Annotated in this window: 16 protein-coding genes and 1 tRNA gene; 14 read left to right on the top strand and 3 right to left on the bottom strand. The window is 68.8% G+C overall.

From position 1 onward, the window contains the following. Positions 1–9: 9 nt before the first annotated feature. Complete coding sequence (locus tag OG386_RS31600) at positions 10–2,292, top strand: FdhF/YdeP family oxidoreductase (protein WP_328790926.1); 2,283 nt, start codon at positions 10–12, stop codon at positions 2,290–2,292. 54 nt (positions 2,293–2,346) lie between these two features. Then, positions 2,347–2,820 carry a PaaI family thioesterase gene (locus OG386_RS31595; RefSeq protein ID WP_266597823.1) on the top strand — a complete coding sequence of 158 codons (474 nt, stop codon included), beginning with the start codon at positions 2,347–2,349 and terminating at the stop codon, positions 2,818–2,820. A 49-nt stretch (positions 2,821–2,869) separates the two neighbouring features. On the opposite strand, the gene OG386_RS31590 is transcribed toward OG386_RS31595, so the two are convergent. Then, the gene (locus OG386_RS31590) at positions 2,870–3,337 is read right to left on the bottom strand and encodes a HEAT repeat domain-containing protein (RefSeq protein WP_328790925.1); all 468 of its coding nucleotides are present in this window, start codon (positions 3,335–3,337) and stop codon (positions 2,870–2,872) included. A 212-nt stretch (positions 3,338–3,549) separates the two neighbouring features. Between OG386_RS31590 and OG386_RS31585 the strand changes: the two genes are divergently transcribed. From OG386_RS31585 to OG386_RS31560, 6 genes are all read left to right on the top strand, one after another. Then, entirely contained in the window at positions 3,550–3,951 is a 402-nt protein-coding gene (locus OG386_RS31585; RefSeq protein ID WP_328790924.1) for a hypothetical protein, read from the top strand. A gap of 542 nt (positions 3,952–4,493) precedes the next feature. Continuing rightward, positions 4,494–5,726, top strand: coding sequence for a branched-chain amino acid ABC transporter substrate-binding protein (locus OG386_RS31580; RefSeq protein WP_328790923.1), 1,233 nt, complete (start codon positions 4,494–4,496; stop codon positions 5,724–5,726). Between the two features lie 108 nt (positions 5,727–5,834). Next, positions 5,835–6,767, top strand: coding sequence for a branched-chain amino acid ABC transporter permease (locus OG386_RS31575; protein WP_030008505.1), 933 nt, complete (start codon positions 5,835–5,837; stop codon positions 6,765–6,767). Between the two features lie 5 nt (positions 6,768–6,772). Continuing rightward, positions 6,773–8,497: a branched-chain amino acid ABC transporter permease gene (locus OG386_RS31570; protein ID WP_328790922.1), complete on the top strand. Its 1,725-nt coding sequence runs from the start codon at positions 6,773–6,775 to the stop codon at positions 8,495–8,497. Between the two features lie 5 nt (positions 8,498–8,502). Further along, the gene (locus OG386_RS31565; protein ID WP_328793434.1) at positions 8,503–9,561 is read left to right on the top strand and encodes an ABC transporter ATP-binding protein; all 1,059 of its coding nucleotides are present in this window, start codon (positions 8,503–8,505) and stop codon (positions 9,559–9,561) included. Continuing rightward, positions 9,558–10,274: an ABC transporter ATP-binding protein gene (locus OG386_RS31560; protein WP_328790921.1), complete on the top strand. Its 717-nt coding sequence runs from the start codon at positions 9,558–9,560 to the stop codon at positions 10,272–10,274. Before OG386_RS31565 ends, OG386_RS31560 begins: the two co-directional genes overlap by 4 nt. Positions 10,275–10,336: 62 nt before the next feature. Here OG386_RS31560 and OG386_RS31555 read toward each other — a convergent pair whose 3' ends face one another. Further along, a complete protein-coding gene (locus OG386_RS31555; RefSeq protein ID WP_030008501.1) occupies positions 10,337–10,990 on the bottom strand; it encodes an ANTAR domain-containing response regulator in 654 nt (217 codons plus the stop codon). Positions 10,991–11,089: 99 nt separating this feature from the next. On the opposite strand from OG386_RS31555, the gene OG386_RS31550 reads away from it, so the two are divergent. From OG386_RS31550 to OG386_RS31530, 5 genes are all read left to right on the top strand, one after another. Then, positions 11,090–11,162, top strand: a tRNA-Leu gene (locus OG386_RS31550). A 112-nt stretch (positions 11,163–11,274) separates the two neighbouring features. Continuing rightward, positions 11,275–12,039 carry a helix-turn-helix domain-containing protein gene (locus OG386_RS31545; RefSeq protein ID WP_443053229.1) on the top strand — a complete coding sequence of 255 codons (765 nt, stop codon included), beginning with the start codon at positions 11,275–11,277 and terminating at the stop codon, positions 12,037–12,039. 78 nt (positions 12,040–12,117) lie between these two features. Then, positions 12,118–12,624, top strand: a complete 507-nt coding sequence (locus OG386_RS31540) for a DinB family protein (RefSeq protein WP_328790920.1) — start codon at positions 12,118–12,120, stop codon at positions 12,622–12,624. A 54-nt stretch (positions 12,625–12,678) separates the two neighbouring features. Next, the gene (locus tag OG386_RS31535) at positions 12,679–12,969 is read left to right on the top strand and encodes a hypothetical protein (RefSeq protein WP_328790919.1); all 291 of its coding nucleotides are present in this window, start codon (positions 12,679–12,681) and stop codon (positions 12,967–12,969) included. Between the two features lie 272 nt (positions 12,970–13,241). Continuing rightward, positions 13,242–13,496, top strand: a complete 255-nt coding sequence (locus OG386_RS31530) for a hypothetical protein (RefSeq protein WP_328790918.1) — start codon at positions 13,242–13,244, stop codon at positions 13,494–13,496. A gap of 10 nt (positions 13,497–13,506) precedes the next feature. On the opposite strand, the gene OG386_RS31525 is transcribed toward OG386_RS31530, so the two are convergent. Continuing rightward, positions 13,507–13,965, bottom strand: coding sequence for a MarR family transcriptional regulator (locus tag OG386_RS31525; protein WP_328790917.1), 459 nt, complete (start codon positions 13,963–13,965; stop codon positions 13,507–13,509). Between the two features lie 72 nt (positions 13,966–14,037). On the opposite strand from OG386_RS31525, the gene OG386_RS31520 reads away from it, so the two are divergent. Beyond that, the gene (locus tag OG386_RS31520; RefSeq protein ID WP_328790916.1) at positions 14,038–14,289 is read left to right on the top strand and encodes an EF-hand domain-containing protein; all 252 of its coding nucleotides are present in this window, start codon (positions 14,038–14,040) and stop codon (positions 14,287–14,289) included. Positions 14,290–14,330: the final 41 nt, after the last annotated feature.

Below are 14,330 nucleotides of genomic sequence, written 5' to 3'. Positions count from 1 at the left end.
GGGAGCGCGATGGCGACCAAGCCGCCCACAGGCGATCCAGTACAGGACGCACCTCAGGTCACACCGCCCAAGCACGCGGCCGCAGGGCTGCCGGCGATCGGCCACACCCTGCGGATCGCCCAGCAGCAGATGGGCGTGGCCCGCACCGCCCGCACCCTCCTCAAGGTCAACCAGAAGGACGGCTTCGACTGCCCGGGCTGCGCCTGGCCCGAGGGCGACAGGCGGCACACGGCCGAGTTCTGCGAGAACGGCGCCAAGGCCGTCGCGGAGGAGGCCACGCTGCGCCGGGTCACCCCCGAGTTCTTCGCCGCGCACCCGCTGGCCGACCTCGCCACGCGTTCCGGCTACTGGCTGGGCCAGCAGGGCCGCATCACGCAGCCCGTGCTCCTGGAGACCGGGGCCGCGCCCGGCGACGACCGCTACGAGCCGGTCAGCTGGGAGCGGGCCTTCGCGATCATCGCCGAGGAGCTGACCGCCCTCGACTCCCCCGACGAGGCCCTCTTCTACACCTCGGGCCGCACCAGCAACGAGGCCGCGTTCCTCTTCCAGCTCTTCGCCCGCGAGTTCGGCACCAACAACCTGCCCGACTGCTCCAACATGTGCCACGAGTCCTCGGGCTCCGCACTGACCGAGACCATCGGCATCGGCAAGGGCAGCGTCTCCCTCGAAGACCTCCACCAGGCCGACCTGATCATCGTCGCCGGACAGAACCCGGGCACCAACCACCCGCGCATGCTCTCCGCCCTGGAGAAGGCCAAGACGTCCGGCGCGAAGATCATCTCGGTGAACCCGCTGCCCGAGGCCGGCACGGAACGGTTCAAGAACCCGCAGACCCCCATCGGCATGTTCAAGGGCACCGCCCTCACCGACCTCTTCCTGCAGATCCGCATCGGCGGCGACCAGGCCCTCTTCCGCCTCCTCAACAAGCTCGTCATCGAGACGGAGGGCGCCACCGACGAGGCCTTCATAAGCGAGCACACCCACGGCTACGAGGAACTCGCGGCCGCCGCGAAGGAAGCCGACTGGGAGGAGACCCTCACCGCGACGGGCCTGACCCGCCCCGAGATCGAGCAGGCCCTGGCCATGGTCCTGGCCTCGAAGCGCACCATCGTCTGCTGGGCCATGGGCCTCACCCAGCACAAGCACGCCGTCGCCACCATCCGCGAGGTCGTCAACCTCCTCCTGCTGCGCGGCAACATCGGCCGCCCCGGCGCCGGCGTCTGCCCCGTCCGCGGCCACTCCAACGTGCAGGGCGACCGCACCATGGGCATCTTCGAACGCCCCGCGCCCGCCTTCCTCGACGCCCTCGACCGCGAGTTCCAGATCACCTCGCCGCGCGGGCACGGCTACGACGTGGTCCGCTCCATCCAGGCCCTGCGCGACGGCAAGGCCAAGGTCCTCTTCGCGATGGGCGGCAACTTCGTCGGCGCCACCCCCGACACCGAGGTCACCGAGGCCGCCATCCGGAGGGCCTCCCTCACCGTGCACGTCTCCACCAAGCTCAACCGCTCCCACGCGGTCACCGGCCGGCGGGCCCTGATCCTGCCCACCCTCGGCCGTACCGACAAGGACGTACAGGCGAGCGGCAAGCAGTTCGTGACCGTCGAGGACTCCATGGGCATGGTCCACGCCTCCCGCGGCAACCTCGCCCCCGCCTCCCCGCACCTGCTGTCCGAGCCCGCGATCGTGGCCCGCATGGCGCGCGCGGTCCTCGGCACGGCCTCCGCCACCCCGTGGGAGGAGTTCGAGCGCGACTACGCCTCGATCCGCGAGCGGATCTCCCGCGTGATCCCCGGCTTCGAGGACTTCAACGCCCGCGTCGCCCAGCCCGGCGGCTTCCAGCTCCCGCACGCCCCGCGCGACGAGCGCCGCTTCCCGACGAAGACCGGCAAGGCCAATTTCACCGCCGCGCCCGTGGAATACCCGCGGGTCCCGGCAGGACGGCTGCTCCTCCAGACCCTGCGCAGCCACGACCAGTACAACACCACGATCTACGGCCTCGACGACCGCTACCGCGGCATCACCGGCGGCCGCCGCGTGGTCATGGTGAACCCGGCCGACGCGGCCGAGCTGGGCCTGGCCGACGGTTCGTACACGGACCTGGTGGGCGAGTGGAAGGACGGCGTGGAGCGGCGCGCGCCCGGCTTCCGCATCGTGCACTACCCCACCGCCCGCGGCTGCGCGGCCGCCTACTACCCGGAGACCAACGTGTTGGTCCCGCTGGACTCGACCGCGGACACCAGCAACACCCCGGCCAGCAAGTCCGTCGTCGTGCGCTTCGAACCGGCCTGATAGAACGACCTCAGGACAAGATGGTTAACGAGCGTTGACGAACGGAGCCTGACCATGGGTGAGCAGCACGCAGTGAAGTTCCCGCAGGAGGTCCTCGACGAGTACGCGGCCCTGGGCATCGACCTGCCCGCGCTGTTCTCGGCCGGAGACCTCGGCGAGCGCATGGACATCCGCATCCTGGAGGCCTCGGCCGACCGCGTCGTCGGCACCATGCCCGTCAAGGGCAACACCCAGCCCTACGGACTGCTGCACGGCGGGGCCTCCGCCGTACTGGCCGAGACCCTCGGCTCGATCGGCGCCATGATGCACGGCGGCATCACCAAGATCGCCGTCGGCGTGGACCTGAACTGCACCCACCACCGGGGCGCCCGCTCCGGCATCGTCACCGGCGTCGCCACCCCGGTGCACCGCGGCCGCTCGACCACCACCTTCGAGATCGTCATCACCGACGAGCAGGACAAGCGGATCTGCACCGCCCGCCTGACCTGCCTGCTGCGCGACGCCGACCAGGTGGCCGCGGGGGCCTGACCCGGCCGGCCCGGGTTGCCGTGACGCAGGACCGCCCGGGCCCCGGGGCTCAGGCGGTTCCTTCCCGGGCGGGATGCAGGCGCCAGCGCAGTTCCTTCACCGCGTCCGCCGCCTCCCGGCGCACCCCCGGATCGGGGTGGCGCAGGAATCGCTCGACGGCCGGGAGCGCCGCCCGGTCGCCCGTGGCACCGAGGACGCCCAGGACGTACTCCAGCAGGAGGGGTTCCATGCCGTCCGCCGCTGCGAGCGGCGCGACCACCAGGTAGGGGAGCTCGTAGGGCGTGGTGGCCGTGCAGACGGCGTGCAGCGCGGATTCCCGCAGCCCGTAGCTCTCGCCGGAGAGCGCGACCGCGACGAGGCGTTCGACGACCCGTACCGCGTCGCCCTGCGCCAGCAGGCCCGTCTCCAGGACGTCACCGACGACTTCGAGGCAGCTGTCCCGACGCCCCGCATCGGGGGCGTCCAGCTCCTGCCAGGCCCACTCGATCCATGCCATCGGGCTCTTGGGTCCGGTCATGGCCAGAGCATAGGAGACGTCGGCCGGCCGCCCGGCCGGGGCGGACCCGGCCCCCGCCCGTCCCCGTTCCTCCGGCCCGCCCGGCCCCACCGGCCCGCCCCTGGCCCGTTCCCGGACGGCACCGCACCCGCCAACCGCCCGGAATCCGCCAGTCCGCACGCTTGGCGGTGACATCTGTTGTGTCACCGATGGTCACCCCCTACCGTCCCCCCATGGGGACCATGCCACGCACGGCCCGGTACGCCGCCCACACCCTCCTCGCGGCGCTCGCCCTGACCGGATGCTCATCCTCCGCGCCACCTTCCGCGGCAGGTTCCGCGAGCCCCTCCAACCCCGCTCCTCCCTCGCCCGTACAGGTGTGCACGAGTCTCGTGTCCTACTGGGCGAAGGAGACCCTTCTGGGCACGAAATGGTCCGGTCTCGACTGGGAGCAGAAGGGCCTGTCCAACGCCCAGTACGAGATCCACGAGGCCGCCGTGGCCGCAGGGCGCGCCGAGGAGCGAACTGCCGGGCGGGCCAAGGCACTTGAGCTGATCGACCGGTTCGTTGCGCAACGCTGCGCCGACGAGGGCGGCGCGACGCGCAGTTCGGAGAACTGGCGCCCGCCGACGTGACCGAGGTCACCGCATTCCCGAGCGCACTGTCCGGCTTCCGGGCACATGCCCCCGCGGGAACGAACCGCAGGTGAAGGGCCGTACCGCCACCCGAACAAGATCCATTCGGATTCGAAAGTGCCCTCTTGACCGTCACCCTGTGTAATGCACACGAGGGTCGGAATCCGCCTTTTCCCTTAAGAAAGACCACTCGGAGGATTCCTTTGGACACGCGCAGCCACATTCGGCTGAAAATGATCTAAGACAGGTGCATGAAGGCCTCAAGCCCCTTAGGGGAACAGGCATTTCTCAGGATGCGGACACCCCCCAAGGTAAGAAAACGTCCGATTTGTCCACACTCCCGCTACACATTCTTGGCCTTGGCATAACAAGAGCGTCACATCCTCCTTTCCCTGCTCCCCGTGCTCGCCACCTCGGGCCTAGAGTCACGGCCAGTCACCGCGCCGCAGGGCGCAATCAGCACGGCCGTGGACCTCCCAGTGCGGCCCGGCGACCTAACGGCACCTCTCCTCGAGAGAGCCGCGCCAGGGAAAGGAAGAATCGTGCGACACCGTTCTTTGCTCGTCCTCACCACCGTGATCACCACGGGAGCACTGACCCTCACCGCTTGCGGATCGCGCGACGGAGACTCCAAGGACAACGGCGGCGGCAAGAAGACCACCGTCGTCATCGGTGTGGACGCCCCGCTCACGGGCTCGCTCTCCGCGCTCGGTCAGGGCATCAAGAACTCCGTCGACCTCGCGGCCAAGACGGCCAACAAGAACAACGAGGTCCCGGGCATCGAGTTCAAGGTCGAGGCCCTCGACGACCAGGCGGTCCCCGCCTCCGGCCAGGCCAACGCCACCAAGCTCGTCGGCAACAAGGACGTCCTCGGCGTCGTCGGCCCGCTGAACTCCGGCGTCGCCCAGCAGATGCAGGGCGTCTTCGGCTCCGCCAACCTGGCGCAGGTCTCCCCCGCCAACACCAACCCCGCGCTCAGCCAGGGCGACAACTGGGGCAAGGGCGAGTTCAAGCGCGGCTTCAAGACCTACTTCCGCACCGCCGCCACCGACGTGGTCCAGGGCAAGTTCGCCGCCCAGTACCTCTTCAAGGACGCCGGCAAGAAGAAGGTCTTCATCGTCGACGACAAGCAGACCTACGGCGCCGGCCTCGCCGCGATCTTCGCCGACGAGTTCAAGAAGCTCGGCGGCGAGGTCGTCGGCACCGACCACGTCACCGTGAAGGAGACCGACTTCTCCTCCACCGCCGACAAGGTCAAGTCCTCCGGCGCCGACTCCGTCTACTTCGGCGGCCAGTACCCCGAGGGCGGCCTGCTCGCCGACCAGATCAAGAAGACCGGCGCGGTCGTCCCCCTCATGGGCGGCGACGGCATCCAGGACCCGGCCTTCATCAGCGCCTCCGGTGAGGCCAACGAGGGCGACCTCGCCACCTCCATCGGCTACCCGGTCGAGAAGCTGGACACCGCCAAGAAGTTCATCGAGGACTACAAGGCCGAGGGTTACAAGGACCCGTACGCCGCCTACGGTGGCTACTCCTACGACGCCGGCTGGGCCGTCATCCAGGCCGTCAAGGCCGTCGCCGCCGCCAACAGCGGCAAGCTGCCCACCGACGCCCGCGCCAAGGTCGTCGAGGCGCTCGGCAAGGTCTCCTTCGAGGGCGTGACCGGCAAGGTCGCCTTCGACGAGTACGGCGACACCACCAACAAGCAGCTCACCGTCTACAAGGTCGAGGGCGGCAAGTGGGTCGACGTCAAGAGCGACACCTTCAACCAGTAAGCCAGTAATCCCCAGCAACACCCGCACCACCTGAACCAACGCCGCGCGAGGGCGCAAACAGCGCCCTCGCGCGGAGTCTTATCCGACACGCTCATCGGAGGCCCTGCGGTGCACGAACTGCCGCAACAGCTGGCCAACGGCCTGGCCCTCGGTGCTCTCTATGGTCTCATCGCCATCGGGTACACCATGGTCTACGGCATCGTCCAGCTCATCAACTTCGCCCACGGCGAGATCTTCATGATCGGCGGCTTCGGCGCGCTCAGCGCCTACGCCATCCTCCCGACCGGCACCTCCCTGCTGATCGCGATACCCGTCATGATCGTCGGAGGTGCCGCCACCTCCGTCGCCGTGGCCTGCGCAGCCGAACGCTTCGCCTACCGCCCACTGCGCAGCGCCCCCCGGCTCGCACCCCTCATCACCGCAATCGGCCTCTCGATCGCGCTCCAGCAGCTCGTCTGGCAGTTCTACCCGGACGCCAAGAAGGCCGTCAGCTTCCCTGAGTTCAAGGGCGCCGCCTTCAAGATCACCGACAGCCTCGCCATCCAGCGCGCGGACCTCTTCGTCCTCATCCTCGCCCCGCTCTGCATGCTCGCCCTCGGCGTCTTCGTCCAGAAGAGCCGCAGCGGCCGCGCCATGCAGGCCACCGCGCAGGACCCCGACACCGCGAAGCTGATGGGCATCAACACCGACCGCATCATCGTCATGGCCTTCGCCATCGGTGCCGCGTTCGCCGCCGTCGCCGCCGTCGCCTACGGCCTCGACAAGGGCCAGATCAACTTCGAGATGGGCTTCATCCTCGGCCTCAAGGCCTTCACCGCAGCCGTCCTCGGCGGCATCGGCAACATCTACGGAGCCATGGTCGGCGGCGTCGTCCTCGGCCTCGCCGAAGCCCTGTCGATCGCCTACATCGAAGACATCCCCGGCATGTCGCAGCTCGGCGGTGGCGCCTGGTCCAACGTCTGGGCCTTCGTACTCCTCATCGTCGTCCTCCTCGTGCGGCCACAAGGCCTGCTCGGCGAGCGCGTCGCGGATCGGGCGTGAGAACCATGACCACCAACACCACCCCGCAGACCGCCGACACGGTGAAGCAGGGCCCCGCGCCCGCCACCCTCCTCTACGCGGTCATCGCCGGCAGCCTCCTCGCCGCCGTCAGCGCCTTCCTCGCGTGGACCTGGACCGCCGAATTCCCCGGCGACCTGACCTACTACGGCAGCCCCGCCGACCTCCAGTACGTCACCCTCGCCGGATCCGCCCTCACCCTCGCCTACGCGCTCTCCGCGCTCGGCGTCAAGGGCTTCCGCTGGCTCGCCCCCAACGGCACCCGCAAGGCACTCGAGTTCCTCGCCATCGGCAACTTCCTCGCCACCGGATTCACGGTCGTCTCCATCACCGTCGTCCTCGGCGGAGTCGTCAACCTGGAACCCGGCGCCTACGTCGCCCTCGTCGGCTCCCTCATCGCGGCCCTCGCCGCGTACAAGCTCCCCGACGACACCCGCAAGGCGGCCCCCGCCAAGCAGCTGCCCTCCTGGGCCGAAATCCTCATCATCACCGGCGTCTTCGCCATCGGCCTCTTCGTCATCACCTTCGGCATCGACACCGATGACAAGGAACCGCAGCTCTTCGTCGCCTACCTGCTCACCGTCGGCTTCGCAGCCCTCGCCCTCCTCAAGGCCGGTCTCTTCGACCGCCTCGGGCTCCTCACCGCCAAGTACCGCCAGGTCACCCTGATCGGCACCGCGGCCGCCGCGATCGCCTTCCCGTTCATCCAGCAGAGCGGCGACACCTACACGCTCATCGCGGTCAACATCCTGATCTTCGCGACCGTCGCCCTCGGCCTCAACGTCGTCGTCGGCCTCGCCGGCCTCCTCGACCTCGGCTACGTCGCCTTCCTCGGCGTCGGCGCCTACGCCGCCGCCCTGGTCTCCGGAAGCACCGCATCCGCCTTCGGCATCCACCTGCCCTTCTGGGCAGCGGTCATCGTCGGCGCCCTCGCCTCGCTCATCTTCGGCGTGGTCATCGGAGCCCCGACCCTGCGCCTGCGCGGCGACTACCTCGCCATCGTCACCCTCGGCTTCGGAGAAATCTTCCGCATCGCCATGGGCAACCTCGACGGCACCTCCGGCCCCGACATCACCAACGGCCCCAACGGCATCCCCAACATCCCCCACCTCGAACTCTTCGGGTGGAACTTCGGGGAATCCCACGTGGTCGGCGGCATCACCCTCGGCGCCTACGCCAACTACTACTTCCTGATGCTGCTCGTCATGGCCCTGGTCGTCGTGGTCTTCGCCCGCGCCGGAAGCAGCCGCATCGGCCGCGCCTGGGTCGCCATCCGCGAGGACGAGACCGCCGCCGAAGCCATGGGCATCAACGGCTTCAAGGTCAAGCTCATCGCCTTCGCCCTCGGCGCCACCCTCGCCGGCCTCGCCGGCACCGTCCAGGCACACGTCAACAGCACGGTCGTCCCCGAGAACTACGTCTTCGCCGGGCCCGTCCCGCCGAACTCCGCGTTCCTCCTCGCCGCCGTCATCCTCGGCGGCATGGGCACCATCCGCGGCCCCATCCTCGGCGCCGCACTGCTCTTCCTGATCCCCGCGAAGCTGGCCTTCCTCCAGGACTACCAGCTCCTCGCGTTCGGCATCGCCCTCATCCTGCTCATGCGCTTCCGCCCCGAAGGCCTCATCGCCAACAAGCGCGCGCAGCTCGAGTTCCACGACGACACCGCTGACCAGGCCCCCACGGACCTGGCCACCGCCAAGGCGGGGGCGTGAACAACATGACGACCACCACGGACACCACCACCAAGACCACGGTTCTCGAAGCCAAGGGCGTCACCATGCGCTTCGGCGGCCTCACCGCCGTCAAGGGCGTCGACCTCCAGGTCAACTCGGGCGAGATCGTCGGACTCATCGGCCCCAACGGCGCCGGCAAGACCACCTTCTTCAACTGCCTCACCGGGCTGTACGTCCCCACCGAGGGATCCGTCAGCTACAAGGGCACCGTCCTGCCTCCCAAGCCCCACAAGGTCACCGAGGCCGGCATCGCCCGCACCTTCCAGAACATCCGGCTCTTCCACAACATGACCGTGCTGGAGAACGTCCTCGTCGGACGCCACACCCGCACAAAGGAAGGCCTCTGGTCCGCACTGCTGCGCGGCCCCGGCTTCAAGAAGGCCGAAGCCGCCAGCGAAGCGCGCGCCATGGAACTCCTCGAGTTCATCGGCCTGGAGAACAAGGCCCAGCACCTGGCCAAGAACCTCCCCTACGGCGAGCAGCGCAAGCTGGAAATCGCCCGCGCCCTCGCCAGCGACCCCGGCCTCATCCTCCTGGACGAGCCCACCGCCGGCATGAACCCGCAGGAAACCCGCGCTGCCGAAGAACTCATCTTCGCCATCCGCGACATGGGCATCGCCGTCCTCGTCATCGAGCACGACATGCGCTTCATCTTCAACCTCTGCGACCGCGTCGCCTGCCTCGTCCAGGGCGAAAAGCTCATCGAAGGCACCGCGTCCGAGGTCCAGGGCGACGAGCGCGTCATCGCCGCCTACCTCGGCGAGCCCTTCGAGGGCGACCCGGGCGCCGCCGGCGACGCCGCGGTCGAGGCAGCCGAAGCCGCCGCCGAAGCCGCAGCACCGGCCGCGGTTGAGGTCGAGGCTGAGGCCGAGGCCGAGGTTGAGGCTGAGGCTGAGGTCGAGGCCGAGACGGAGGCCACCGAGGCCGACGCCGCGCCCGAAGCGGAGGCGGAGGCGGACGCCGACGGCGACACCGACGCCCCGGCCGACACCGACTCGGACAGCACCACCAGCACCACCAGCACGGAAGGAGAGGCCAAGTGACCGCACTGCTCAAGGTCGAAGACCTCAAGGTCGCCTACGGCAAGATCGAAGCCGTCAAGGGAATCTCCTTCGAAGTCAACGAAGGCGAAATCGTCTGCCTCGTCGGCACCAACGGCGCCGGCAAGACGACCACCCTGCGCACCCTCTCCGGGCTCATCAAGCCCAAGAGCGGCACCATCACCTTCGACGGCCAGCCCCTGGCCGCCGTCCCCGCCCACAAGATCGTCTCCCTGGGCCTCGCCCACTCCCCCGAGGGACGCCACATCTTCCCCCGGCTGACGATCGCCGAAAACCTCCAGCTCGGCGCCTTCCTGCGCACCGACAAGGAGGGCATCGAGCAGGACGTCCAGCGCGCCTACGAGATGTTCCCCATCCTGGGCGAGCGTCGCAAGCAGGCCGCCGGCACCCTCTCGGGCGGTGAGCAGCAGATGCTCGCCATGGGCCGCGCGCTCATGTCCCGTCCCAAGCTCCTGATGCTGGACGAGCCCTCCATGGGCCTGTCGCCGCTGATGATGCAGAAGATCATGGCGACCATCAAGGACCTCAAGGCCACCGGCATGACCATCCTGCTCGTCGAGCAGAACGCCCAGGCGGCGCTCTCGCTCTCCGACAGCGCGCACGTGATGGAGATCGGCAAGATCGTTCTCTCCGGCACCGGCCGCGACCTCCTCCACAACGAGGACGTCCGCAAGGCCTACCTCGGCGAGGACTGACACGACGTGTGAGGCCCGCCTCCCCTCGGGGGGAGGCGGGCCTCACGCATGTCCGGGGGCGGCTACTTGCCGCTCTCCTTCTTCTTCGCCTCGGCGTCCTCGATGACCACCTCGGCGACCTGCTGCATGGACATCCGGCGGTCCATCGACGACTTCTGGATCCAGCGGAAGGCGGCGGGCTCCGTCAGCCCGTACTGGGTCTGCAGGATGCTCTTCGCCCGGTCCACCAGCTTGCGGGTCTCCAGCCGCTGCGAGAGGTCGGCGACCTCCTGCTCCAGCGCGCGCAGCTCCGCGAAGCGGGAGACGGCCATCTCGATGGCGGGCACCACGTCGCTCTTGCTGAACGGCTTCACGAGGTACGCCATGGCCCCGGCGTCCCGGGCCCGCTCGACGAGGTCGCGCTGCGAGAACGCGGTGAGCATCAGGACGGGCGCGATGGACTCCTCCGCGATCTTCTCGGCCGCGGAGATCCCGTCCAGGACGGGCATCTTCACGTCGAGGATGACCAGGTCGGGACGGTGCTCGCGCGCGAGCTCGACGGCCGTCTGGCCGTCGCCGGCCTCGCCGACGACGGAGTAGCCCTCTTCTTCGAGCATCTCTTTGAGATCGAGACGGATGAGCGCCTCGTCCTCGGCGATGACGACCCGGGTCGTCAGCGGCGGAACGTGCGACTGGTCGGCGTCGGGCGTGGGCGTCGACTCGTGCTCGGCGGTCACGAAGGCTCCTCGGTGCAAGGCGATTAAGCTCCCACGAGCCTACCTAGCTCCTGTATGTTTGTGACACGGAGGGTCTTAGGTATCCTTCGTTTCGAAGGAGCCCCGGTAGCCCAGCGGTAGAGGCGATGGATTCAAAACCCATTCAGCGTCGGTTCGAATCCGACTCGGGGCACTTCTCCTTCTATTTCAAGGTCGCCGAGCCAATTTTGCGATCTTCACTCGTCACGGTGAACGAAGCTTCGAATCACGACCAACCGGACGATTAGCAGCGATGCTCCTGCTTCGTGGAGCACAATCCCGCGATACGCGAAGAAGCAGTTCTACTGTTACGCCGAGGCGTGACCAATCGAGACGTGGCCGAAAACCTCGGCGTGCCCCGCGGCACTGTCGGCTGGTGGCGGTACCAGGACCGGAAGCACCGCGGCGAGACCTATGAGCCGCCCACCGACTGCCCGAGGTGCACCGGCCTTGACTTCGAACGACCCGTCTACGCCTATCTCCTCGGCCTCTATCTCGGCGACGGCCACATCATCTCGAAGTACAAGCAGCACCACCTCTCCATCTTCTGCGACGCCACTTGGGCCGGCCTCATCGACGCCGCCGAGGAAGCCATGCACCTCGTGATGCGGATGCCTCGCGTAAGCCGTCGGCAGCGACAGGGATGCGTCGAGGTGCAGTCCCACTCAACCCACTGGACATGCCTGTTCCCGCAGCACGGGCCCGGGAAGAAGCACGAGCGGCGGATCATCCTTGAGGGCTGGCAGCAGGAGATCGTGGACGCCCATCCGTGGGACTTCCTGCGGGGGCTGATCCACTCCGACGGGTGTCGGATCACCAACTGGACCGTCCGCAACGACAAGCGCTACGAGTACCCGCGGTACTTCTTCACCAACAAGTCGGACGACATCCGGAAGCTCTGTACCGACACGCTCACCAAGGTCGGGGTCCAGTGGACCGTGCTGGCCCGGGGCAGCGATCCGTTCAACGTGTCCGTCGCGCGGAAGGACTCCGTCGCCCTCATGGACGCCCACATCGGGCCGAAGCACTAGCGAGGGCCCGCCCGGCGGACCAGGCCGGTCGGGAAAACGCCTCGACACCGGTCGTGGTCATCGGGGACGCTTCGCGCGATGACCAGAATCGACGACACGCCGCCCGCGTGGGACGAGCGCACCCAGCTCACCACGTTCCTCGACTACGCCCGTGACACCGCCCGCGCCAAGTGCGACGGCGTCTCCGCGGAGAACGCCCGCAAGGCGCTCCTGCCGGGCTCACCGCTGATGACGATGAGCGGTTTGATCAACCACCTCCGCTGGGTCGAGCACTACTGGTTCCAGGTGGTCTTCCTCGGCGAGGAGGACCAGGGCCCCTGGAGGGACGAGGACCCCGACCGCGAGATGCGCATCGCCGTCGACTTCCCGCTCGCGCAGTTGCTCGACGAGTACGCAGAACAGAGCGCCGGATACCGCGAGCTGGTCGCCCGGAGCGGCCTGGAGGACCGGGCGCAGCGGGCGGTCCGTGACGGCCTCCACGTTGACCTGCGCTGGATCCTCCTTCACCTCACGGAGGAGACGGCCCGCCACAACGGTCACTTGGACATCCTGCGCGAGATGCTCGACGGTACGACCGGCGACTAGTAGGTCCGGGGCGGGCCGGATTGGCCCTGGGTGTCGGCTGGAGAGGGTGGCCGCATGTCGTACGTGCTTCCGCCCCTGGTCACCGAGGCGGCGGCGCTGTCCGTGGCGGGGGTTCCGGTTCGGCGGTTCGAGATGGGTCCGGCGTTGATCGGGGTGGGGCCGGAGGCGACCGTGGTCGTGGTCGCGCCCGGGGACGATCCCGGGGCCAGCGGGGTGCAGGATTCCACCCAGGTGCTGCTCCGCGGGGACAGGGTTCCGGAGCTCCACTCGCGGTTCGACTTCCATGACTCCCCGCCCGTCCATGTCTTCGCCCGCTTGGAGCAGGGCCACCTGCCGCTCCGATGAGCCGCGGGATGTTGGACGCCGTCCGGCCGGTTCCGGCGCCCGGGCCGGTGCCGGTGGTGGACCGGGTGGACGACGTGGAGGGGGTCCGGTCCGGGCCCTGGAGTCGTTCGTCGTCGGCTGGTTCCCTGCCGAGGGCGAGGGTGAGGCCGACGAGGCGGGGTCGACGGTGGAACCGGGTGACCTGCCGGAGGCGTTGGCTTCCTTCCACCGACTGGCCCGCCTGCGTCCGGCGATCCACCGGTTCCACGATCCCGTGCTGAGGCGGCCCGATCGTGCTGCCGGGCCGCTCGGCGACCTTCTGCATGCCGGTCGTGAGCGTCGACGGGTTGTGGAGCGTGTTGCGTCCGGTGCCCTTGGGTCCGTTCCTCCCGACCTACTCGGCCGAAAGGTTCTTCGTGGCTCCGGGCTTGCTGGCCGTGATCAGTGCTGATGAGGACGAGGCGGTCGCGTGTTTCGGCGCTCTGCACCGTGCGGCCCTCACGCCGCTGCTGGCGCACGGGTTTCGCTGGTCCCGCTTCGACGGGTGAGGTGCGTGTCCTAGGCGGGGAGGTCGCCGTTTCCGCCGAGGTTGGCGACCAGGCGGCGGAGGGTGTCGATCGTGGCCGCGTATGCGGCGTCGTCGATGCCGACCCGCATCGCTGCGTGGACCTTCGCGTTGCGGTCGTGGGCGCGGCGGCGGCCGGCTTCTCCGGCTTCGGTGAGGGTGAGGTGGTCGTCGGCTTCGGTGAGCCAGCCGCGGGTGGTGAGGTCGGCGTAGAGGGCCTCGAAGTCGGTGTGCTGGTCGTCGAAGGGGGCGAGCTTCGCGGTGAGGGCCTTGCGGGTCCATGTGCCGGGGGCGCCGGCTATGTGGTTCAGGGTCCACCAGTGGGGTTGGGTGAGGTGTTCCTCGGCGAGGGCGGTGCGGAGGCCGCCGATGACGAGGTGTGCGGCTTCGCGGGTCCAGTAGCCGATGGGCTGGGCGGCAAGCTGCTGCTGTGTGTATTCCTTGGTGGTCATGTGGCGACCGTATGACCTCAGGTTTGGTTGAGGTCAAGCGATGGTCGTGCTGGTCCGACGAGGGAGTGCGCGATGAGTGAGAAGGCCCGGCGGTTGTTCGGTGCGCTCGACCTGGATGAGGACGGGGAGCTGGCGCGGGCGGAGGTGATCTCGGCTCTGCGGTCGAAGGGGCCGGCTCTGGCGGCGCGGGGGGATCTGCCGTTCTGGGGTGTGGGGGATGCGGAGGCGTCGTCTGCGTTGTTCGATGAGGCTGATGCGGACGGGGACGCGGTGTTGTCGTTCGAGGAGTTCGCGGCCGTGGTGGATCGGCGGTTCGGCTGGTAGTGCGGGTGACCGCGTCGGGCGCGGCGCCCGACGCGGTGTGG

It is taken from the genome of Streptomyces sp. NBC_00273, assembly GCF_036178145.1.
GTDB lineage: Bacteria > Actinomycetota > Actinomycetes > Streptomycetales > Streptomycetaceae > Streptomyces.
This window is presented reverse-complemented; position numbering and strand designations above follow the sequence as displayed.